General features: G+C 63.1%; 21 protein-coding genes and 1 pseudogene. 15 read left to right on the top strand and 7 right to left on the bottom strand.

Features of this window, described 5'->3' with window-relative positions; all coding sequences use genetic code 11:
* Positions 1 to 2: 2 nt before the first annotated feature.
* Positions 3 to 758, bottom strand: a complete 756-nt coding sequence (locus tag U1708_RS16215; RefSeq protein ID WP_332746952.1) for an SDR family NAD(P)-dependent oxidoreductase — start codon at positions 756 to 758, stop codon at positions 3 to 5.
* A gap of 173 nt (positions 759 to 931) precedes the next feature.
* Between U1708_RS16215 and U1708_RS16210 the strand changes: the two genes are divergently transcribed.
* The 9 genes from U1708_RS16210 to U1708_RS16170 all read left to right on the top strand — a co-directional run bounded on the left by U1708_RS16210 (position 932) and on the right by U1708_RS16170 (position 9,243).
* Positions 932 to 1,642: a carboxymuconolactone decarboxylase family protein gene (locus tag U1708_RS16210; protein ID WP_332746893.1), complete on the top strand. Its 711-nt coding sequence runs from the start codon at positions 932 to 934 to the stop codon at positions 1,640 to 1,642.
* 85 nt (positions 1,643 to 1,727) lie between these two features.
* On the top strand, positions 1,728 to 2,342 hold the full coding sequence (locus U1708_RS16205; protein ID WP_332746892.1) for a TetR/AcrR family transcriptional regulator: 615 nt from the start codon (positions 1,728 to 1,730) through the stop codon (positions 2,340 to 2,342).
* A gap of 73 nt (positions 2,343 to 2,415) precedes the next feature.
* The gene (locus tag U1708_RS16200; RefSeq protein WP_332746890.1) at positions 2,416 to 3,216 is read left to right on the top strand and encodes a helix-turn-helix transcriptional regulator; all 801 of its coding nucleotides are present in this window, start codon (positions 2,416 to 2,418) and stop codon (positions 3,214 to 3,216) included.
* Between the two features lie 61 nt (positions 3,217 to 3,277).
* On the top strand, positions 3,278 to 3,706 hold the full coding sequence (locus tag U1708_RS16195) for a Zn-ribbon domain-containing OB-fold protein (RefSeq protein WP_332746889.1): 429 nt from the start codon (positions 3,278 to 3,280) through the stop codon (positions 3,704 to 3,706).
* Entirely contained in the window at positions 3,703 to 4,851 is a 1,149-nt protein-coding gene (locus U1708_RS16190; protein ID WP_332746888.1) for a thiolase family protein, read from the top strand. The genes U1708_RS16195 and U1708_RS16190 overlap by 4 nt, the downstream gene beginning before the upstream one ends.
* Positions 4,851 to 6,026 (top strand): acyl-CoA dehydrogenase family protein, encoded by a 1,176-nt coding sequence (locus U1708_RS16185; RefSeq protein WP_332746950.1) that lies wholly within the window; start codon positions 4,851 to 4,853, stop codon positions 6,024 to 6,026. Before U1708_RS16190 ends, U1708_RS16185 begins: the two co-directional genes overlap by 1 nt.
* Before the next feature lie 19 nt (positions 6,027 to 6,045).
* Positions 6,046 to 7,221, top strand: coding sequence for an acetyl-CoA C-acetyltransferase (locus U1708_RS16180; RefSeq protein ID WP_332746886.1), 1,176 nt, complete (start codon positions 6,046 to 6,048; stop codon positions 7,219 to 7,221).
* Between the two features lies 1 nt (position 7,222).
* A complete protein-coding gene (locus U1708_RS16175) occupies positions 7,223 to 8,230 on the top strand; it encodes an acyl-CoA dehydrogenase family protein (protein ID WP_332746885.1) in 1,008 nt (335 codons plus the stop codon).
* Positions 8,227 to 9,243 (top strand): NADP-dependent oxidoreductase, encoded by a 1,017-nt coding sequence (locus U1708_RS16170; protein ID WP_332746884.1) that lies wholly within the window; start codon positions 8,227 to 8,229, stop codon positions 9,241 to 9,243. The genes U1708_RS16175 and U1708_RS16170 overlap by 4 nt, the downstream gene beginning before the upstream one ends.
* 4 nt (positions 9,244 to 9,247) lie before the next feature.
* Here U1708_RS16170 and U1708_RS16165 read toward each other — a convergent pair.
* The 6 genes and pseudogenes from U1708_RS16165 to U1708_RS16140 all read right to left on the bottom strand — a co-directional run bounded on the left by U1708_RS16165 (position 9,248) and on the right by U1708_RS16140 (position 16,941).
* Positions 9,248 to 9,954: pseudogene (locus U1708_RS16165) on the bottom strand (SDR family NAD(P)-dependent oxidoreductase).
* A gap of 38 nt (positions 9,955 to 9,992) precedes the next feature.
* A complete protein-coding gene (locus tag U1708_RS16160) occupies positions 9,993 to 10,883 on the bottom strand; it encodes an SDR family NAD(P)-dependent oxidoreductase (RefSeq protein WP_332746881.1) in 891 nt (296 codons plus the stop codon).
* Positions 10,880 to 12,139, bottom strand: a complete 1,260-nt coding sequence (locus U1708_RS16155; RefSeq protein ID WP_332746879.1) for a spinster family MFS transporter — start codon at positions 12,137 to 12,139, stop codon at positions 10,880 to 10,882. The genes U1708_RS16160 and U1708_RS16155 overlap by 4 nt, the downstream gene beginning before the upstream one ends.
* 4 nt (positions 12,140 to 12,143) lie before the next feature.
* The gene (locus tag U1708_RS16150; protein WP_332746877.1) at positions 12,144 to 14,513 is read right to left on the bottom strand and encodes a TonB-dependent receptor; all 2,370 of its coding nucleotides are present in this window, start codon (positions 14,511 to 14,513) and stop codon (positions 12,144 to 12,146) included.
* A 116-nt stretch (positions 14,514 to 14,629) separates the two neighbouring features.
* Positions 14,630 to 15,706 carry a phosphotransferase family protein gene (locus tag U1708_RS16145; protein WP_332746874.1) on the bottom strand — a complete coding sequence of 359 codons (1,077 nt, stop codon included), beginning with the start codon at positions 15,704 to 15,706 and terminating at the stop codon, positions 14,630 to 14,632.
* Positions 15,703 to 16,941: an acyl-CoA dehydrogenase family protein gene (locus U1708_RS16140; RefSeq protein WP_332746871.1), complete on the bottom strand. Its 1,239-nt coding sequence runs from the start codon at positions 16,939 to 16,941 to the stop codon at positions 15,703 to 15,705. The genes U1708_RS16145 and U1708_RS16140 overlap by 4 nt, the downstream gene beginning before the upstream one ends.
* Positions 16,942 to 17,277: 336 nt before the next feature.
* Here U1708_RS16140 and U1708_RS16135 point away from each other — a divergent pair, with 336 nt between their 5' ends.
* The 6 genes from U1708_RS16135 to U1708_RS16110 are packed head-to-tail and all read left to right on the top strand — an operon-like array spanning position 17,278 to position 22,216.
* Complete coding sequence (locus U1708_RS16135; protein ID WP_332746870.1) at positions 17,278 to 17,970, top strand: carboxymuconolactone decarboxylase family protein; 693 nt, start codon at positions 17,278 to 17,280, stop codon at positions 17,968 to 17,970.
* Between the two features lie 41 nt (positions 17,971 to 18,011).
* The gene (locus tag U1708_RS16130) at positions 18,012 to 18,809 is read left to right on the top strand and encodes an enoyl-CoA hydratase/isomerase family protein (protein WP_056485440.1); all 798 of its coding nucleotides are present in this window, start codon (positions 18,012 to 18,014) and stop codon (positions 18,807 to 18,809) included.
* Positions 18,810 to 18,825: 16 nt separating this feature from the next.
* Positions 18,826 to 19,170 carry an EthD family reductase gene (locus U1708_RS16125; RefSeq protein WP_332746948.1) on the top strand — a complete coding sequence of 115 codons (345 nt, stop codon included), beginning with the start codon at positions 18,826 to 18,828 and terminating at the stop codon, positions 19,168 to 19,170.
* Positions 19,163 to 19,957 carry an SDR family NAD(P)-dependent oxidoreductase gene (locus tag U1708_RS16120; protein WP_332746866.1) on the top strand — a complete coding sequence of 265 codons (795 nt, stop codon included), beginning with the start codon at positions 19,163 to 19,165 and terminating at the stop codon, positions 19,955 to 19,957. Before U1708_RS16125 ends, U1708_RS16120 begins: the two co-directional genes overlap by 8 nt.
* Positions 19,935 to 21,446: a class I adenylate-forming enzyme family protein gene (locus U1708_RS16115; RefSeq protein WP_332746864.1), complete on the top strand. Its 1,512-nt coding sequence runs from the start codon at positions 19,935 to 19,937 to the stop codon at positions 21,444 to 21,446. The genes U1708_RS16120 and U1708_RS16115 overlap by 23 nt, the downstream gene beginning before the upstream one ends.
* The gene (locus U1708_RS16110; RefSeq protein WP_332746862.1) at positions 21,443 to 22,216 is read left to right on the top strand and encodes an SDR family NAD(P)-dependent oxidoreductase; all 774 of its coding nucleotides are present in this window, start codon (positions 21,443 to 21,445) and stop codon (positions 22,214 to 22,216) included. The genes U1708_RS16115 and U1708_RS16110 overlap by 4 nt, the downstream gene beginning before the upstream one ends.
* Position 22,217 lies beyond the last annotated feature (1 nt).

Raw genomic sequence — 22,217 nt, 5'->3', positions numbered from 1 at the left:
TCCTATTGTGCGGTGGATCCGCCATCGACGATCAGTTCGGAGCCCGTCATGTAGCGCGATCCATCTCCGGCCAAGAAAACAATGGCATCGGCTATCTCGTCCGGCGAGGCCTTGCGCCCCAGCGGCGTGTCCGCCAGCAGCGCGCGCTGTCCTTCCTCCGACGCGTGCGCTCCCGCCGTCAGGGGCGTGGCGACGTGTCCGGGGTGAATGGAGTTGACGCGTATCCCGTTGCCCAAGGCGGCGCATTCGAGTGCAGTGGCCTTGGTAAACATGCGAACGCCGCCCTTTGCCGCGCAGTAAGCGCCGGTGTTGGCGGCGCCCGCGATGCCGCGGATCGACGACATATTGACGATCGCACCGCCCGTTGGCGACTTCGCGAGCAGGGGCAGGAGATATTTAGTGCTGAGAAAGATACTGTCGAGGTTGACGGCCATGACCATCCGCCAGTGATCGAGCGTCGTATCGGCGATGGAACGGAAGGTCCCGAAGCCGGCGTTGTTCACCAAGATGTCGAGATGCCCGATTTCATCGGCAATGGTCCGCGCCACGTCGATCCATCCGGCTTCGTCGGTGACGTCGAGCGTGACGGTGCGGTGGGCACCTGCCGGCAGGTCGTCCAGCGCGCCGGGCAAGGCGTCTGCTGTCCGATCGATGAGAATAACGGTCGCACCGTGTTCGGCCATGCGACGGGCGGTAGCGCGCCCGATCCCCGACGCTGCACCGGTGACCAGGGCGACGCGGTTGTCCAATGCTTTCATCACGTCGATTGCCGGTCGTTCGTCATAGCCTGACATCCTTCTCGATTATCGTCACGACGGATAATCGACCGTACGGTCGGTCGTCAACTGTTGTCAGCGTCCGGATGGTCGTTAAGAAGGGCGGCACACAGGCCGAACCAAGGCTCATCGGCTTATGCTTGAAGGAGAAAGACGTGACTCGCGACGCCCCCCAAGCCAATCTGCTGCTTTCAAGCGGGCGACTGCGCTCCAACGCTCCGAAGACCGTCGCGGGTTATGCGCGGTTTCGTAAGGTGGTCGAGGAGGACGGTGCGCTGCCGGCTTCGCTCAAGCGTCTGTTTGTCGCCGCGGCCGCCTGTACGAAAGGCTATGAGGCGATGGCGCGACGAGAGTTGGCGCAGGCCGCGACCGCTGGGCTGACGAGCGAGCATGCCGCCGCTGCGATGACGATTCTGTCGAGTTCGCGAGGCGAGGGGGCGGCGCTGCGTTTCGCCGAAGTGCTGAGCGTGACCTATCCCGACGATGCCGTGATCGAGGCCGACGAGCAGCCGGTTGAGGTCGCCGAGGGAGACGCGGAAGGCAATTTCATCAAGTATTTCGGTACGGTGCCGCCATCGCTTCGGCTGTTGCTCGATCTCGTGCCCACCGGCGCCGACGCCTATTATCTCATGCGTGAGGGGACGCTGTCGGGGACCGCATTGGAGCCGGCTCATGCGGAGCTCCTGCTCGTGACCGTGCTCGCCGCGGACTATAGTAACTGGGCCTCCGTTCACATCGATGGCGCACGAAAAGCAGGCGCGACCGAGGCCCAGATCGCCGAAGCCATCCTCTGCGCGGTCCCGGTCGCCGGGTTGTCGGCATGGGTGATCGGCGCAACCGCGATGGAAGCGCCAAAGAGCGGATAACAGTCCAAGACTGCGCGGATGCATGGACGCACGCGCTCGAACGGCATACGAACGATAACTGCTAGAGAACAGGATACGACACCGCATGCCGGCAAAGACGACCAAGGTTCGCACGGAAGCGCATGATGAGAAGCGTATTGCGATCATCGAGCATTGCGCCGGCCTGTTCGACAAAGTCGGGTATCACAATACGTCGATGCAGATGCTCGCGGACGAGGTCGGCATGGGAAAGCCGACCCTATACCATTACTTTCCGAGCAAGATTTCCATTCTGTACGCGATCCACGATACGCATATCCAGGCCTTGCTTGCCGGGCTTACGGTGGAGGAGGGCTCCGATCCGGTACCGTCGCTACGCGCGGCGTGCGTCGGCATCCTGACTCAGATCGCCAACCACCCGGGCTATGTTCGTGCCTTCATGGACAATTACGGTGATCTGGAAGGGGAAATGCGCGATGCTATCCGCCAGGCAAGACGCGATTATTTCGCTCGCGTAAAGGGCTTGATCGAGGCCGGCATAGCGAGCGGCGAATTCCGCAGCGTCAATCCGACCATTACGACCTACGGCTTCCTGGGCATGTGCAACTGGGCGTATAAATGGTACCCGCCGCTGGCCCCGACGCAGACGCCGGAGCAAGTCGCGGATGCGCTATGCCAACCCTTCTTCGACGGGCTCAAGACCAACCCATCGCAGGGGTAACGCGCCGGCGGCGATCCTGTTAAACCCCGTCCATGTACGACCGATCGCGACCTGATCCTCACCGTGTTTATGCTTGGACGGTGAGTCCCTCCACGCTGCCATGCTGATCGACGACAATATCCTCGACGCGGTACGGATACAGACGTCCGCAGACATACGTCCGGCTGCCGAGGCGCTGCGCGATGCGGTGAGCGAGCGCACCGGGCTACTCGTCAACATCACGCACAATATCGCCACCTCGACGCCGATGAAGGATGTGGACGGCCGCGTGCTCGCCAGCGACGTCTTTACCCCGGGCGAGGCTGGGGCGTTATGGTGGGAAGTACCCCTGCTCGGACTGACGTCGCCTTTGCCCAAGGCGTGTCGGCTGGAGGGGGAACCGTTCTGGTGCAACAGAAGCGGCATTTATTCGCGGTCGCGCAATCGTGCGCTCGAAGCGCTCGATCTCTCCGATTTCGAGGCGCGGGCGTTCACGCGCACGGCGATCGTGGCGCCGGTGCATCTCCCGTTCGGACAGATCGGCGCTGCGAGTTTCGTCCATCATGACCATGACGTGGAGGACCTGAGCGCGATCTTCGGCGCGCATGACGAGGCACTGGCGCTCCTCGCGCGAATCTTCATCACCAGCTACGTCAAGGCAACAGAACAGCCACGCGAGCAGCTGGCGGGAGTGGCCCTGACGAAGCGGGAGGTAGAGTGCCTGCGGTGGGCGGGGGCGGGCAAGACCAACGACGATATCGCGATCATCCTTGGCCTGAAGCGCACCACCATTCGCTTTCATATCCGCTCCGCTGCGCAGAAGCTCGATGCCGTCAATCGCGACCAAGCGCTGTTCAAGGCGGCGCAGCTTGGTTTTCTCGGCAAGGTGCGCTGACACAAAGGTCAGCGGCGTATCATTGGCGATGCCGCTAGTCTCTCGAACCAAGGAGAGAGATATGCTGGATGCACCGCTGGAAGATGCGCCCCTGATCGACAATCGCTTGCTTGTCCGCGATGGACGGGGCGACGTCGCCTTGTTGGCGGGCCGCAATCGCATGACGGGCGCGATCGCCTTTCCGCTACCCGATGACGAGGACCGTTTTGAAACGGTAACCTTGCCCCGCGAAGGCCGTTTGTGGTCATGGACGGTGCAGCGTTTCCGTCCCAAGTCGCCGCCCTATGCGGGGCCAGAAGCGTTCGAACCCTATGCGGTCGGCTATGTGGCTCTGGGTGAAGCGCTGATCGTCGAGGGTCGGCTGACCGGCGCACCCATCGACCAGTTCGCGATCGACATGCCGATGACGCTGGTGGCGCAGGCCTTTACGCGAATGGATGGAGAGGTTCGTACGACCTTCGCTTTCGCGCCAACGGCGTTGGCGGCATGAGCGACGTCTTCATCGTCGGTGCTGGCATTCACCCGTTCGGCCGTACGCCGGGCCGTAGTGGCTTGCAGCAAGGGGCGTTCGCCGTTCGTGCGGCGCTCGCCGATGCAGGGTTGTCGTGGCCTGATGTGCAGTTCGCCTACGGCGGATCGGACGCCGCGGGCAAAGCGGACACCATGGTCTCCGATCTGGGACTGACGGGCTTGCAGTTCATCAACGTGTCGAACGGTTGCGCGACCGGCGGCTCGGCGATGTTCGGCGCCTATACGACGATCAAGTCGAGCGAGTTCGACCTGGGTATCGCCGTCGGCTTCGACAAGCATCCGCGCGGTGCCTTCGATCCGAAGCCTGCCGAATGGGGCCTGCCCGAATGGTATGGTGAAACCGGCCTGATGCTGACCACGCAGTTCTTCGCGATGAAGATTCAACGGTACATGGCGGCTTACGGCATTACGCCACCGACCCTCGCGGCAGTCGCGGAGAAGGCATTCGCAAATGGTGCGCTGACTGAGCATGCATGGCGACGCGAACCGGTCGATGCGGACACGATTTTGCACTCGACCATGGTGAGCGATCCACTGACCAAGTTCATGTTCTGCTCGCCCGGCGAAGGCGCGGTCGCGCTGATTTTCGCCAGTGGCAAGCGCGCGCGCGAACTGGGATTGCCGATGGTGCGGCTTCGTGCGGCAGCGGTCCGTAGCCGCCCGCCGGGGTCGTTCGAGGTCTTTTCGCCGGCGCTGGAAATCGATCGTGGGCCATCGCCCACCGAGATCGCCTCGCGCGCTGCATATGAGATGGCAGGGGTCGGTCCTGCCGATATCGGCGTCGCGCAATTGCAGGATACCGAAAGCGGGGCAGAGATCATGCACATGGCCGAGAACGGTTTCTGTGCCGACGGCGAGCAGGAACGGTGGCTGGCCGAGGGACGCACGCGGATCGGCGGTGCGCTGCCGGTCAACACTGATGGTGGTTGTCTCGCGTGCGGGGAGCCGGTCGGCGCCTCGGGGTTGCGGCAGGTGTACGAGAATTACCGCCAGCTGACAGGCCAGGCCGGCGCGCGGCAGGTGCCGGGCACCCCTCGGTTGGGTTATAGTCACGTCTATGGCGCCCCCGGCGTCTCGGGCGTCGCGATCGTGGAGCGCGCGTGATGGATCTTTCGCTATCCCCGGAACAGCAGGCTTTCCGTACCGAGGTGCAGTCCTTCCTGCAGCACGCGCTGACGCCGGCGATGCGGCAGGGCGCAACCCTGACGTCGGGCGTGTTTGCCGAACCCGATGTGTATCTCGCGTGGCAGGCGGCGTTGAACGCCAAGGGCTGGCTTGTCTATTTCTGGCCTAAAGCAGCTGGTGGTCCCGGATGGGATGCCGTGCGCCGCTGGATATTCGAGACCGAATGCACGGCCGCGGGCGCACCGATCCTGCCCGGTATGGGACTGAAGCTGGTCGGGCCTGTCCTGTATACCTACGGCAGCGATGAACAGCAGGAGCGGTTTCTGCCCGCATTGCGCAGCGGCGAACACATCTGGGCACAGGGTTTTTCGGAACCGGGATCAGGCTCGGACCTTGCTTCGCTTCGCACGCGCGCGGTGCGCGAAGGCGACGAGTATATCGTTTCGGGCCAGAAGATCTGGACCACGCAGGCGCAATTCGCGAACTGGATGTTCGCGCTGGTGCGCACCGACGCCACCGTCAAGGCGCAGCGCGGCATCTCGTTCCTGCTGATCGACATGGCATCGCCCGGTGTTACCGTGCGACCTATCCTGAGTGCATCGGGAGACCATGAACTGAACGAGGTCTTTCTCGAAGACGTCCGTGTCCCCGTTGCAAACTTGGTCGGCGAGGAAGGGCAGGGGTGGACGATCGCCAAGTTCCTGCTCGAGAACGAGCGCGGTGGTACCTGCTATGCGCCGCAATTGCTGGCCGATCTCGATCGTCTGACGCGCGCCACGACGTTGAGGGGCGAACTGGCGGATCGCGCCGTACGGCTGCGGCTGGAGGCGGAAGCGCTCGAGATGACCGAGTTGCGCACGTTGCTGGAGATCGAGCAGGGCAATCCACCGCATGCGCGTAGCCTCGCGGTGAAACTCATTGCCTCCGAGGTGCGCCAGGGGATCGAGGGCCTTGCGATCGACGCGTTCGGCATGGCGAGCTTGCAGCTCCCCGCCGAACGCCCGTTCCACGCCTACGACGCGCCGGCACTGGTCGGCCCGCCCGAGGCAGGCTTGGCCGCCGCACGCTATCTCAACGCGCGGGCGTGGTCGATCTTCGGCGGCACCAGCGAAATCCAGCTCACCATCATTGCCAAGGCCGCCGTCGGCCTCTGACCATCGAAGGACCATTTTCATGCCAGAAGCTTTCATCGTATCAGCAAAACGTACTCCCGGCGGCCGTCGCAATGGCAGGCTTGCGGGGATTCATCCTGCCGACCTGGGTGCGACGATACTCGACGCCATTATCGCCGAGACCGGTGTCGATCCAGCGGCGATCGACGACGTCATCATCGGCTGCGTCAGCCAGATCGGCGAGCAGACCTTCGCACTTGGCCGCAACGTCGTACTTGCTTCGTCGCTGCCCGACAGCGTGCCTGCCGTCACGATCGATCGCCAATGCGGCAGCTCGCAACAGGCGCTGCACTTTGCGGCTCAAGCGGTAATGTCGGGCACGCAGGACCTAGTGATCGCCGGCGGTGTCGAGAGCATGTCCCGCGTCCATATGGGATCGCCTGTGACGCTGGCCGCCAAGGCCGGAATGGGTGGGAGTCCCTTCTCGGCGAAGATCCTGGAACGCTACGGCGTCGAGGGCTTCAGCCAGTTCACCGGTGCACAGATGATCGCCGACAAATACGGTTTCGACCGTGCTGCGATGGACGCCTATGCGCTGGAAAGCCACCGTAAGGCGGTAGCCGCTCGCGCGTCCGGCGCCTTCACTGCCGAGATCGTTCCGGTCACGACGATCGATCCCGATGGCAATTCGGTCGTGCATGATCATGACGAGGGCGTACGTGCCGACGCGTCGCTCGAGTCGATCGGTTCGGTCAAGCTGTTGAGCGAGAAGGGCACATTGTCCGCGGCGACCGCCAGCCAGATCTGCGACGGCGCCAGCGGTGTGCTTGTCGCTTCCGCCGAAGCGGTTCGGACACATGGCCTGACGCCGCTCGCGCGCATCCACAACCTTACCGTGACGGCGGGCGATCCCGTCATCATGCTGGAGGAGCCTATCTCCGCGACCCGTCGCGCGCTGCAACGTGCGGGCATGACGCTGGATCAGATCGACCTGTTCGAGGTGAACGAGGCATTCGCATCGATCCCGATGGCGTGGCTGTCCGCGCTCGGTGCCGATCCAGCGCGGCTCAACGTGAATGGCGGTGCCATCGCACTTGGCCATCCGCTGGGTGCGACGGGCACGAAGCTGATGGCGACCCTCGTTCACGCGCTGCATGCGCGCGGTGGGCGGTACGGCTTGCAGACGATGTGCGAAGGCGGGGGCATTGCCAACGTCACGATCGTGGAGCGGGTGTGACATGAACATCACCCCCAGCGAGGAACAGGTCTTGTTGCGCGATACCGTCAGCCGTTTTCTGGCGGATCGGACGGACCCTGCAACGGCGGGCGAGGGGCCGATCTCGCAGGATGACTGGCATGCGCTGGGCGAACTGGGACTGTTCGGCTTCCTGTTGCCCGAAGCGGCAGGCGGCCTGGGCGGCGGGCCGCAGGACGTGATGATCGTGGCGGAAGAGTTCGGCCGCGCGCTTGCGATCACGCCATTAGCTGAGGGGATCGTCGGCGCCGCGGATGCGATCGCGCGTGGGGGCGACGCCGCCGCGATCGAGACATGGGTAGCACCGGCAATGACGGGCGATCATGTGCTCGCCGTCGCGGTGGCCGATGTCTCGACCGACGGCGTGCGGCTGACGGGACGCGCGGATTTCATATTGTCCGCAGTCGATGCAGCCGCACTGGTCGTGATAGGCGCCGGTGCGACCTGGCTTGTCGAACGCGACGCCGACGGGCTTTCGATCGACCCGGTCCGGCTGATCGACGGATCGGCTGCAGGCATGGTGCGGTTTGACGGCACGCCCGCTCTGGCCCTGACACAAGCGGACGGCGATACGACCTTGGCAATGATTCGCCTTTGCCACGTCGCCGAATTGGTGGGGGCGATGTCCACGCTGTACGAGCAGACCGTGGAGTATGTACGCCAGCGCCAGCAGTTCGGCGTCGCGATCGGCAGCTTTCAGGTCGTTCAACACAAGTTGGCGCGGATGTTCGTCGCGCTTGAACAGGCGCGATCACTTATGCTGAAAGCGGCGATCGTCGACCGCGATGATGCAGGGTTCGTGCGCGGCGTGTTGGGTGCCAAGGCCTATGTGGCGGACGCGGCACAGCGGCTTGCCGAGGAGGCGGTGCACCTCCACGGTGGTATGGGCGTGACCGACGAACTCCCGGTCGGACGTGGCCTGCGCCGCGTCATGCTGCTGGCACGTGCATTTGGCAGCGCCAGCGAGGCGCGCGTGGCGCTCGCGGCGTGACGTCTAACCGCAAATGGACTTTGGCCAAGCGGCCCGACGGGCGGGTCGCGACAAGCGATTTTGTCATGCTGACCGAGCCATTCGCGCCTCCCGCGCTGGACGAAGGCGAAATGTTGGTCCGCAACCATATCTTCGCAGTGGCCCCGACGATCCGCAACTGGTTGAACGCCGGACCCGCGAGCTATCGCGGCTCGATCCCGATCGGCGGCACGATCGCAGGCATGACAGCATGTGAGGTCGTGCAGTCGAACCATCCGGCTCATCCCGTTGGCACGCGGATGGTCGCGATGGCGCGGTGGGAGGACTGGAGCGTGCTTCGTCCGAATGCAGCCTCGGTTCCGCCATTTCCCATACCTTCCGACGTGACGTTCATCGAGGCGCTTGGCATGTATTCACCCAACAGTCTGACGGCCTATTTCGGATTGCTGGACGTCGGACGGCCTTTGGCGGGAGAAACCGTCGTCGTATCAGGTGCGGCAGGATCGGTAGGCTCGCTTGTCTGTCAGATCGCGGGGATCATAGGCTGTCGCGTGATCGGTATCGCAGGGGGCCCCGACAAATGTCGCAAGCTGGTCGAAGAACTCGGTGCGACGGCAGCGATCGATTATCGCAACGATGACGTTCCGGCCCGCTTGGCTGAACTGTGTCCCGGTGGCATCGACGTGTTCTTCGACAATGTCGGTGGCGCGCAACTCGAGGCCGCGGCGAACGCGATGGCGGACCACGGCCGGATCGTCTTGTGCGGGCAGATCTCGTCCTACGACCGGGCGGGCGGCGCTCCAGGGCCGCGAGACATGATGAAGCTGGTCTATGGCCGCATCCGCATGGAAGGGTTCGTAGTCGGTGATTTCGTCGGTCGCGCTGCTGTCGCACGCGCGAAGTTGCGGCACTGGGCTGACGAGGGCCGGCTCACCGTCCGCATCGACCAGCGTGCCGGGTTCGCGTGTCTGCCCGAAGCGTTAGTTGCACTGTTTGACGGCGGTAATGACGGGACGCTGCTGGTCACGGCGTGAGGCGTCAGCCCGCAGTTTGGCCGCCATCGATCGTCACGTCCGCGCCAGTGATATAGGCGGCCTCGTCGCTCGCGAGAAAGACGATAGCGTCCGCGACTTCCTCCGCAGTGCCGGCGCGACCGAGCGGGATGTCCGCCAATCGCTTGGCAGATGCAGCGGGGTCGGTGAACACCGCACGCGATAGCTGGGTGTCGATCAGGCCGGGATTGACCGTGTTGACGCGCACGCCGTTGCGGAGCGCCGCGAATTCCAACGCCGCAGCCTTGCCGAACATGCGCGCCGCACCTTTTGCTGCACTATACGAACCCGATCCCGGCCCCGAGATCAGGCCCCGGATCGACGCGACGTTGACGATCGCACCCGACCCCGACGCGACAAGCATCGGAAGCATCGCGCGTGTGCCTAGGAACAGCGCGTCGACATTGACCGCCCGGATTTCACGCCACTCGGCAAGGCTGGTCTCGGCAAGCATACGGAAATGACCACGCCCGGCGTTATTGATCAGGATGTCCAAGCCGCCCGCCTTGCCACGCGACCGGCAGCGGCCGCCCAGTCATTTTCACTTGTGACGTCGAGCACGATGGCGCGATCGCGGCGGGCAAGGGGTAGATCACCGCACGCAGACGCGAGCGCGCGTTCGTCTCGGTCGGCGAGCCAGACATCGCCACCCCGTTCGAGGAAACGACGCGCGGTAGCGAGGCCGATGCCCATTGCGGCACCGGTTATCAGTACGGAGCGGCCGACGAAGCTCATCCCGCCGACGTGACGGCCAATCCGGCATCCTTGCGGCTCATGTCGACGATGCTCTCGAAATGGGGGTTCGTCCGGGACAGGATGGCATCGGCACGGGCGCGGATTGCGGGATCGAACGCGTCGGTCGTCGTCGCGTAGAAGCGGTTCTGCCGAATCGCGTCGAGGGCGATCGTGGCGGTCTGTTCGGCGGTCAGTGCGCCGCGATAAAGATCGTTGCGCATCGCTTCCAGAGCGGCGGACTCGCTGGGCGGGCCACCTGGCCCTGCCAACGCCTGCGGACGAGACCGCTCGGCATCGTAGATCCGCGTCGCTACCAGTCCGGGCAGGAGCAACGTGACGCCGATCGGAGCGTCCATTTCCTGCAAGCCAGCATACAGGGCCTCCGTCGCGCGGACCACGGCGTGCTTCGCCGCACCGTAACAGGCCGATCCCGAGCCGCTGACCAGCCCAGCAACCGAGGCCGTGTTCATGATGTGGGCGGGGGCTTCCGCCGCCAATAGCCGGGGCACGAACACGCGCATGCCGTTCAATACGCCCCCCAAATTGACGCCGAGCGACCATTGCCAGTCGTTTTCGGTATATTCCCACACGCGTCGATGACGCCCACCAGGCACGATCCCCGCGTTGTTGCAGAGCAGGCCGACACGGCCGAACCTCGCTTCCGCGGCATCGGCGAGCGCGGTCACGTCCGCTTCGGAGGACACGTCACAGCGCAGCGCGATCGCACGATCGGTGCCTATCTCGTCGGCGACCGCCTGCGCCTCTTCGATTGCGATATCCGCGAGCACGACGTTCATGCCCAATGTCGCCGCATGGCGCCCAAGCGCAGCGCCGATCCCGCTGCCGCCCCCGGTGATTACAGCACAGCCGTTCGACCAATCGCTCATTTTGCCAGATCCTTTTTATAATAGCGGGCGGCGAGCAGGAAGCACGACCCTGCGAAAATTCCGACGAAGGACATCGCCGCCATTGCATAACGCAACGACTGGTCGCCCATGCCGATGACGTCGCTCAGGACGCCCGTCAGCCATGGCCCAAGGCCGAGCCCGATGAGATTGACCGACAGCAGCAGGATCGACGACGTGAATGCCCGCATCGATGCCGGCACCAGCGTCTGGGTCATCGCGATGATCGGCGCATAGTAAAAGAACAGCAGCATGACCGTCACCGCGCACGCGATCAGCGATACCGTGGTCGATGGCGACAACAGCTGGACGAGTGCGGCAGGCGTGACGGCGATCAGCGCAATTCCGGTCAATACCGGCCGGAGATGAGGCTTGTCGGCGCCGATACGGTCGGTCAGCCACCCTCCCAGGAAAATACCAATCGCCCCGCCAAGGCCTGTCATCAGCGACAGCGCAGTTGCGACGTCACCAAGCGCCATGCCGTGCAGCCGCGTATAGAATGGCGCGTTCCAGTTGAGCGCGACGCTGAGCACGACGTTGTTCAGCGCGCCACCGGCGAACAGCAGCAGCAGGCTCGGCCGTCGTGCCATCAGCGCCAGCCCGTCGCGCCACGGCATGGCGTCGGGGGCGGGCCCGGCATCGTAGCGCCCGCGAACCGGTTCCCGGAGCATCATCAGGACGATCGGTGCCAGCACGACGCCGATCCCTCCGATAATCCACAAAGCGGCCCGCCAGTCGATCGCCTGGGCGAGCCAGCCGCCCGACAGATACCCCAGCATGACCCCAATCGGGAGTGCGAGCCCCCAGATACCGAGCGCCGTCGCCCGGCGCTCCGGCGGATAATAGTCGGCGATCATCGAATGGCTTGCGGGAATGCTGCCAGCCTCTCCCAGCGCCACGCCAATGCGGAAGAAGACAAGCATGGCGAAGCTGCCAGCGAACCCGCTTACCGCAGTCATCGCGCTCCACAATAACAACGATCCCGCAATCACGATCCTGCGACTGTACCGATCGGCCAGCCGCGCGATCGGCACGCCGAGCGTGGAATAGAATAGGGCGAACGTCAGCCCGGTCAACGCGCCGAGCTGAGCATCGCTGAGGGACAGGTCGCGCTTGATCGGCACCTGCAGGATCGAGATCACCGTCCGATCGAGATAGTTGAACACCGACACCACGATCAGCACCAGCAATGCGATCCGTCGTGATGCCGTCGTCGGGGTATCTGCGGCCTGTCCCATCATTTCATTTCCCATATCGTATCGTCAGGGTCGCACCGATCGTTCGCGGTGCGCCGACGGTGATCCGTTCAACGTCAAGGTTGCCCAAGCCACCTGCAGCGGCAACTTCGGCGCGCGACACATGATAGAAATTATACTGGAGACCGTTGGTGGCATATTGCTTGTCAAACAGATTGCGGGCCCAGACACGGATATCCCAGTCGGCGGCGGCCGGTTTGAAAGTCAAAGAAGTATTGGCAACATTCTTGCGCTCGGTCAGTCGTACTGCGGGCTGGCCAAGTCCGGTTGAGGTAACTTGGAAAGGGCTAGCGAACTTCGTATCAAAGTGGAAAATCACCGAAGCCCCGCTCGCAAGATCGGCAGTATAATCGAGAAGGGCGGTGAAATCATGCTTCGGCGTGAATGGAGCCTGGTTCCCGGTACAATTCAAACCTGCTGCAGTGCATCCGACGAAACTTGCATAAAAAGCGTCGGTGTAAGCATAATTGGCGCCGATCGACAGGTTGGACGTGGGACGTACCACTGCCTCGACCTCGACGCCGCGAGACCGAAGCTTCCCTGCATTCGAGTCTTGAAACACGCCGTCCACCTGTGACCGCACTTGGAGATTGGCCGTGTCGGCGTGGAAGGCAGCGATATTGATGGTGAGAGCACGATTGAAGAGATCGGTCTTTGTGCCGACCTCATAGCTCCACGTCGTTTGGGCGCGCAGCGGAGTAGCAGCAGCCAGCGGCGTTCGGACGTTGAACGACCAGCCGCCACCCTGAAAGCCCCGCGACGCCGATGCGTAAAATAGGCTGCCACGGAATGGGTGATACTCCGCGATGACGCGCGGGGTCCAACCTTTCCAGCTGTCGACCGCATCGTCATTGGCCGGCAGTTGCTGGAAGTAGGGACCGCCCTGGAACGGAGACGATCCGATATGCTGCGTGTAGCCCGTTTTGCGCTCGTAGCTGTAACGAAGGCCGGCGGTCAGCGACAATTTGTCCGTGAACTTGTATTTTCCCTCGGAATACGGTCCGAAGCTGCGATTCTCGATCTGTCCCTCGAACGTCTGACCTGGCGTATATCGACCCGCATTGAGGACCGAGAAGAAGAGGTTCGGATCGCGACCGTCGAAACCGAACGTGATCTTGTGGTTCAAGTCCTCATAGCCGAAATATGCGCCCGCGACGAAATCGAAGGGGCCGCCAAGGTCTGATGTGAACCGGAATTCCTGACTTACCTGCCACTCGTCGTTCGTGTTGAGTGACGGAAAGTTGACGGGGTTCGGGCCTCCATCGGCGTCTTCGGCAAGCCTCGACTTCAGGTATCGGTATCCCGTGATCGAACTGACCTGTCCGATGGCGGTCTCGTAACTCGCATTGAGCAACGCGGTGCCGATCGTACGCCGCGTGAACCCATCGTCATCGAGAAGCACTTTGTGGAGATTGCCGTTCGTTCGTTCTTTTACCGATGCCGCCAGGGCGCCGTCGCCGACGATGGTAGGGCCATCGCCGGACCCAACGCGGCGTAGGTAGGAGCCGCTCGCGACGATGTTCCATTTCTCGTTGGGCCGCCAGCGAACAGACGCCCGATAGGAAGATACCTTGTTATTCGCGAGGTAGTTGTCGGTGATCAAATTGTGCTGATATCCGCCAACCGACTTCACGCTGTAAGCGAAACGTCCGGCGAGAGTTTCCGATATTGGTACGTTGATGAATCCGTCAGCCTCCAACCCGCCGCGACCACCTTTATAAGTGACCCCAGTCAACGTCGCGCGGCCGCTGTTCACGCCAATCTCGGCCATGTTGTTGGTGACGACGAGCGCGCCGCCCACGGCGTTGCGCCCAAAAGTCGTTCCTTGCGGCCCGCGAAGTATCGACACCTGGGAGACGTCATAGAGATTGGCGTCGAAGGACGCGAGCGTCCCGTAGAATATGTCGTCGATATACACCCCGACCGGACTTTCCAGACCGGGTGAATCGTTGATGGTACCCTGACCTCGGATTTGTACCGTAACGACCGATGTACCTTTGACCGGTACGAAGGTGGGGCCAGGTGCGATCTTCACGATCTCGGCGAAATTGTCGACCTTGCGAGCCTGAATTTGCTCTTCCCCCAGCGCGCTGACGGCGATCGGCACATTCTGGAGACGTTCGGACCGCCGCGTCGCGGTGACGATGATGTCGCCGGCGATGCCAGTTGCCGCTGCTGCCTGCGGCGTCGGTACCGTGTTCGTCACGCTGCCGGCCGGGGGGGCTGGTGTAGTCGGAATAACGGATTCCTGTTCCGCTGGCGTCGTGGTGCCGGCGGCTTGGGAATAGGCCGTCATCGGAGTAAGCAGGGCCAGCGTCGAAACACCTAGCGCCAACGGAATCATCGATCGCGTCATATAATCCTCTCCTTTATATCGTCCGATCTGTTGTCGGATCTGATGGTCGCTTGTTTCGCTCCGTAGTCAGATGGTCGCTCTGACCCGACGGTAGGTTTCGGGCCGCGAAAGGAAGGTCAGCCTGCTCCGGCTTCGCGCGCTGAATGCCATGCGGCCAAGGCGAGGGGACGGATCCGCTGGATGATTTCGCCTGCATTGGCGGCGGTCTGCACACCGTCTCGCGCGCGCCCGGCGATGCCTTGCAAGATGGCCGCAACCCGGAACAGGTTGAACGCGGTGTAGAAGGGATGCGTGGGGTCGACGTCGAACCCGGTGCGTTCGCAATACGTCCGGGCATAAGCCTCGGGCGTCGGGATACCGAGTGCCGTCAGGTCGGCGCCGCGCAACGTTCCGCGCACATCCACCCCCTCGGGGCGAAACCACTCCATCATGTGATAGGTCAGGTCCCCGAGCGGATCCCCCAACGTCGAGAGTTCCCAGTCGATCACCGCCGCGACGCGCGGTTCGGTCGGGTGGATCAGGAGATTGTGGAACGAATAGTCGCCGTGAATGATCGTCGTGCGTTCGTCGCTAGGCGGAATAGCGCCCGGCAGCCACTCGGCCAGCCAGTCCATTTCCGGTATATCGACCGTCCGTGACGCCTCGTATTGGCGCGTCCAGCGCGAGATTTGACGGACGAAATAATTTCCCGGGCGACCATAGTCGCCAAGACCGAGCGCCGCATAATCCACGCGATGAAGTCTGGCGAGCGTGTCGTTTGCGGAATCATACACCGCCGCGCGCTCGGCCGGGGACAATTGCGGCATGCGGGGGTCCCAGAAGCCGCGGCCGGGGACATGTCGCATGACGTAGAACATCGTGCCGATGACATCGAGGTCCTCGCATAGCACCAGCGGTTCGGGAACGGGCAGCCCCGCTTCGAACAGCGCGCGCGTGATGCGATACTCGCGATCCACCGCATGCGCCGACGCGAGCAGGACGCCAGCCGGCTTCCGGCGCAATACATATTTGGCATCCGGAGTCGTCAACAGAAAGGTCGGATTGGACTGGCCACCTTGAAACTGATCGACGGCCATCGGACCTGAAAATCCAGGTACCACCCCAACGAGGTAACGCTCCAGCGTCGCCTCGTCGAACTGAGAGCCCGGCACGACTGCCTCGGTCTGCCCGATCGTTGCAGCGGGAGCACTCATGCCGCCAACTCCCCACGGTACTTGTCGAATTCCATGCGTGCGAGCTGACGCTCGTGCACTTCGTCGGGGCCGTCGGTCAGACGGACGATGCGGGTGTTCGCCCACAACTCGGCCAATCCGAAATCGTCACTAACGCCTCCACCGCCATGCGCCTGGATGGCATCGTCGACGATTTGCTGCGCCATGCGGGGCGCGGCGATCTTGATCATCGCGATCTCCGCGCGGGCGGCCTTGTTGCCCACGGTGTCCATCATGTCGGCCGCCTTCAGGCATAGGAGGCGCGTCATCTCGATCTCGCAACGCGCGCGCGCGATCCGCTCTTCCCACACCGAATGTTCGGCAATCGCCTTGCCGAACGTATGGCGGGTCAGGAGTCGCCGGCACATCTTTTCGAGCGCCACCTCCATCGTCGCAATGTTGCGCATGGTATGATGGATTCGGCCGGGCCCGAGGCGGCCCTGCGCGATCTCGAAGCCGCGTCCCTCGCCGAGCAGCATGTTGTCGACCGGCACGCGAACATCCTCGAGCAATACCTCGAAATGGCCGTGCGGCGCGTGATCGTAACCGAATACGGGCAGGTGGCGCAGCAAGGTCACGCCCGGCGTGTCGCGCGGCACCAGGATCATCGACTGCTGTTTATAGGCCGGCGCGTCGGGATCGGTCTTGCCCATGAGGATGAAGAAGTCGCACTTGGGATGGCCCGCACCGGATGACCACCATTTACGACCGTTGATGACATACTCATCGTCATCGCGGCGGATCGCGGTTTGTATGTTGCGCGCGTCGGACGAGGCGACGGCGGGTTCGGTCATCAGGAACGCAGACCGCGTGATCCCGTCACGCAGCGGCACCATGAAACGCGCCTTCTGTGCCGGCGTGCCATAGCGGTGAAGGACCTCGAAATTGCCGGTGTCGGGCGCCATGCAATTGAAGACTTCGCTCGCGAACGACACGCGACCCATCAGCTCCGCGATCGGGGCGTAATCGAGGTTCGTCAGCCCGGGACTGGTGAAGAACTCATCGTCATGCTCCGACGGCGGCATAAAGAAATTCCACAATCCTTCGTTGCGGGCTTTGTCTTTAAGCTCTTCGAATATCGATGGAATATCTTTCCAACGATCCAGTTTCGCGGCTTGCTCGTGATAAACCGGGACGGCAGGAATGATATGCTCGTCCATGAAGGCGCGGACACGGCCCATCCAGGCCCGCGATCGATCCGAATGCTCGAAATTCATGCGGCTACCCCTGCCTAACGGCTAAATCATCACTCAATCGACCGGTCGGTCGTGTCTTACCAAAGTTATTCGACCGACCGGTCGGCTGTCAACCGGTCTTGTGGCGCCTGGGGCGGAACATGGACGCGCCAAATCGCCGGGTTCGGCTGAGATCGATTCGGGAAATCCATTGACCAATTAGATAGGCGACCGTCCAGTCGGGCGGTGCTTAGGTACTGACGTTGGAGTATCGGTTTGGCAGGATGATAATCACGACCACCGGACCGCCAACCAAGAAAATAGATTGACGCCCGACCGGACGGTCGACACAATTGGCGGCAAGAGAGGATAGTGCTGATGAGTTCGTCGAACGGGCTGGAAGACGCGGTATTGCTGCGGTCTCACGCCCCTTACACGCTGGCTGGGTATGCGGCCTTTCGCGACGTCATCGATCGGGACGGAGCCATTCCGGCGCGGTTGAAGGCGTTGTTCGTCGCGGTCACGGCGATCGATCGGCGCTATCCCGATCTTGCTCGGCGCGAACTTGTTCGTAGCGTGGGTCTGGGGCTGACCGTGACGGAAGCGACTGCCGGAATCATCGTCTTGAGCAGCCTGCGCGGTGAAGGCGCGGCGCTGGAATTCGCCGAACTGGTGACCAGCACCATGGCGCTGGGCGCGTTGCCCGAACCACAGCGGCTACCCGACGCTGCGCCTGGCGAAGCGGTCGCCAATTTCGAGGCGTATTTCGGGACGATTCCGCCGCCACTCGCCCAGTTGCTGCGGCTCGTGCCGCGGGCCGCGGACGCATATTATCTCATGCGTCGCGGCAGCATCGACGCCAACCCGCTGTCGCCCAAGCATGGCGAACTGCTGCTGCTGGCGATCCTCGCAGCCGGGTATAGCCCGATGGCAGCAACGCATGTTCGCGGTGCCCGCCGGGCGGGCGCCAGCGACGAGGAAATTGCCGAAGCGGTGCTCTGCGCGATCCCTGCAGCAGGGGTCGCCGCCTGGATGGCCGTTGGCGCGCTGCTGGAACCGGCAGCGGACTGAACTTTCTACAAGTATTTCCATCACTAAAAACGGAGAGCGACATGGAACTCGAAAAAGACGTCATCCAGTATGAACTGGCGGATAATGGTATCTGCACTATCTGGCTGAACCGGCCTCACAAGCGGAACTGCGTCAGCCCCCAGCTGCTGCGTGAACTCGAGGTCGCAGTCGATCGCGCTGCTGCCGACAAGAAGGCGTTGGCCGTGGTGTTTCGCGGACGCGGCAACACGTTCTGCTCTGGCGCCGATCTGGATCAGCTGGTCGGTCCTGTGCTGCACGAGAGCACGGTTTCGCTACAGCTCGCGATCGATTCGGCGCGGACCTACGACAAGATCTACAACATGTCGAAGCCGACCATCGCCGCAGTCGAAGGCTATGCAGTCGCTGGTGGCTTCGAATTGATGATCTCGTGCGATTTCGCACTGGCTGCATCGGAAGCCAAGATCGGCGATTTCCATATCCGCCGCGCGCTGTTCGGCGGTGCCGGACCGATTTATCGCCTGCCGCGCTACATCGGCATGCGCAAGTCCAAGGAACTGATGCTGACCGGCAAGCTGCTGACCGGCGACGAGACGGTCGAGTGGAACCTGTGCAACGCGTCTGCTCCCGCCGACAAGTTCGATGCTCTGATCGCCGACTTCTGCGCACCGCTGATCGACAAGAGCCCCTTCTGCATGTGGATGACCAAGATGGCGCTTAACCGCGGCATGGACGCGGACACCAACACGCTCATCACACTTGAGACGATGACGTGCAACGTCGTCCACCATTCCGCCGATGCGAAGGAAGGCGTCGCCGCGTTCCTAGAGAAGCGCAAGCCGGTCTGGACGGGCAACTAAGGTGACGAAGGTCAGCATGGTCGTGCTCGCCAGCCGTCCCGACGACTGGACGCAGGCGCGTTTCACCGAGTGGTGGCGCGGGCCCCATGCCGACGCCGCTCGGGTGCTGCCTGGTCTCGTTGCGTATCGCCACGGCGTCGTGACGAAGGACTATGACAGTCCCGAAACGCCGGGATGGGACGGGCACGCCGTGCTGACCTTCGCTGATCAGGCGGCGCTCGACGTCGCCTTCGCCTCTTCCGAATGGAAGGCGGCGACTGCCCAGACCCGCGGGATGGGCGGCCGGCGGATCATCCTGATCACCGAGGAGGTCGATCTGCTGGAAGCACAGGTTCAGTCGAAGGAGTATGGAGATGGGTGAACTCTCTCCTGGCTTTACGGCGCAAGGCTTTCGACTGGACGGCCAGCGTGCGCTCATCACGGGCGGACGCGGCGCACTGGCAGAGGCGATGGCCGCGACCTTGGCGGATCTGGGCTGCGCCGTAGCACTCGCCTCCCGCAACGGCGACGAATGTGTTGCGTTGGCCAACACGATCACTGAGCGCTTTGGCACGCAGACGATCGGACTGGCCTGCGATATCTCGGATGAGGACTCCGTCGAGGCCGCCGTGGCCGAGACGATCGCTCAACTTGGCGGTCTCGATATCCTCGTCAATAATGCCGGTGCCTCGTGGTGGGGGCTTCCCCAGGACATTCCTCTTAAGGGCTGGCGCAAGGTCATGGAGGTGAACGTCACCGGCACGTTCCTCGCATGCCGCCATGCGGCACGGCACATGATCGCTCATGGCGGCGGCGCCATCGTCAACATCGCCTCGGTTGGCGCCTTCATCTCCTACCGCCCTGCGGATGGCCAGGTCGTGCCGTACACGACGAGCAAGGCGGCCATCGTCCACCTGACGAGCGATCTGGCTGCGCAATGGGCCGAGCACGGCATACGCGTGAACGCGATCGCGCCCGGATCGATCGAGACCGGAATGACAAAGACGCTTGATCCCGCGATTCAGGACAAGACCCGGGCACGCATCCTGATGGGGCGCTTCGGGCGCCCCGACGAAGTCTCCGGTACGCTGGCCCTGCTTGCCTCCCAGGCCGGCAGTTTCATTACCGGCCAGACTTTCCTCGTTGATGGAGGGCAATCCCTTGGCTGACCTGAGCGCGGATGGACTTGTCTGGTCCGACGACCGGCTGTGGCCGCAGTTCGTGGCGAGGGCCGACGAAGATCCAGCCGCGATTGCTCTTGTCGAGTGCGATGATCGACGATGGACCCGGGGCGAGCTTCGCATCGAGGCGGAAGCCCTGCAGGTCCGTCTGCGTGCAGCGGGTGTCGGCGCAGGATCCCGCGTGCTGGTCGCCGGGCACAAGCGTGCGAGCACCTTGGTCGTGGCGCTCGCCGTATCGACGTGCGAGGCGATTTTCTGCCCCTATTCGCCGAAATTGTCCGACGCCGACCGCACAATGCTAGAGAGCCGGCTGGGCCATGCTGCGCACATCTTCGTGGATGCCGACGACGCCATCCGTATCGATCCGGCTCCTTCGACAGTCCGCTCCAACGATTTCCGCAACCGCGACGCCGCGCTGATCGGGTTCACGTCCGGTACGACAGGCGTGCCCAAGGGCGTGATGCACGGGTCGACAGCGTTGAACTACGCGACGCGTGCCTGCGCTGCCAATGCCGGCCTGAAGCCAGGAGACTCGATCCTGGGGATCGTACCGCTCGACAGCGCGCCGGGCTTCACGTTCACCGCGCATTTCGCCCTGTCGCTTGGCCACCCCCTCGTGCTGATCGATCCATGGGATCCCGTGACAGCGATGCGACGTGCGACCCTTCATGGCTGCGGCTGGGCGATCATGGTGCCGACGCACCTTTATACGATGGTGGAGGCGGCGAAGACAGGCGCGTGGTCGGGGCGACTGCCCTTACGCGCCGTGGCCGTTGGCGGTAGTGCAATGACGCCTGAATTGATCGCCGATGCCGATACTCTGCTTGGCCTGAAGGCGCTGCGTATGTTCGGCATGTCGGAATGCATGGGACATTGTTCGACAGTGCCGGCAGACACGCTCGTGCGGCGTCAATCGACCGATGGGCGCCCCTTCCCGGGAACGCTCGAGGAAGCTTTCGATACGGACGGTCGCCCGCTGCTACGCGGTGAGCGCGGGCAGGCGGGCGTGCGCGGACCGTCGCTGTTCCTGGGCTATGCCGAGGATCTGGGAGCCGGACAGGAGCGCATGACGCCCGACGGCTATTACCTGACCGGCGACGAGATCGTGCGCGACGATGAGGGCTATGTCCGGGTGGTGGGTCGTATCAAGGACCAGATCATCCGCGGCGGTCTCAATATCGACCCAGCCGAGATCGAGGCCGCGCTCTTGCGCCATCCGGCACTTGCCGAAGTGGCAGTGGTCGGCGTTCCCGAACGCAAGCTTGGCGAGCAGGCTTGCGCAGTCTGTCGGATACGCGATGGGGCGTCGCCAATCAGTTTCGACGAGATGATCGCGCATCTCCAACGCGAAGGAATGTCGCGCAAGAAATGGCCGGAACATCTGGTCCTGGTCGATGAGATGACGATCGGCGCGACCGGAAAGCTCGACAAGAAGGTCATGGCCGCGCGTGCGGTTGCGGCACTGGTGTCGGCATGACGGGATTTTCGTTCGATCTGACCGGCCGTGTCGCGCTGGTCACCGGGGCCTCCTCGGGACTGGGGCGTCGTTTTGCGACCATATTGGCGGCGAGCGGTGCGAAAGTCGTAATCGGGGCGCGGCGTGCCGATCTGCTTGACACGCTTGCGCAGGATATTTCGGACAATGGCGGCGAAGCGCTGCCGCTGGCGATGGATGTCACCGACGAGGCCTCGATCATCGCGGCCTATGACGAAGCAGCAGCACGCTTCGGCCCCGTCGATACGGTCATTGCCAACGCCGGACTGAACGTCGCAGGCAGTTCTCTTGGGCTGGAGGCCGACGCCTTCGACCGGATCGTCGCGGTCAATCTGCGCGGTGTTTTCCTGTCGGCACGCGAAGGTGCGCGGCGCATGGTGGCAGCCGGATCGCAGGACCGCGAACATGGTCGCATCACGATAATATCGTCGATTACCGCGCATCAGCCGGGGGCGGGCATTGCGCCGTACAGCGCGACAAAGGCTGCCGTCGCCCAGATGGGGCGATCGCTGGCGAAGGATTGGGCACGCAAGGGCATCAACGTCAACGTGCTTTGCCCCGGCTACATCTCCACCGAAATGAACGAAACGCTTTGGGATCAGCCGGCGGGGCAGGGGCTGCTCGCGTCCTTTCCGCGAAATCGCGTTATGGACAGCGACGCGCTTGACGCGATGATCCTGTATTTCTCGTCCGATTCGAGCCGGAACCTGACCGGTTCGGTGATGACGATCGACGACGGACAGACGCTTTGAA

The organism is Sphingomonas arabinosi (assembly GCF_036663715.1).
Taxonomy (GTDB): domain Bacteria; phylum Pseudomonadota; class Alphaproteobacteria; order Sphingomonadales; family Sphingomonadaceae; genus Sphingomonas.
This window is presented reverse-complemented; position numbering and strand designations above follow the sequence as displayed.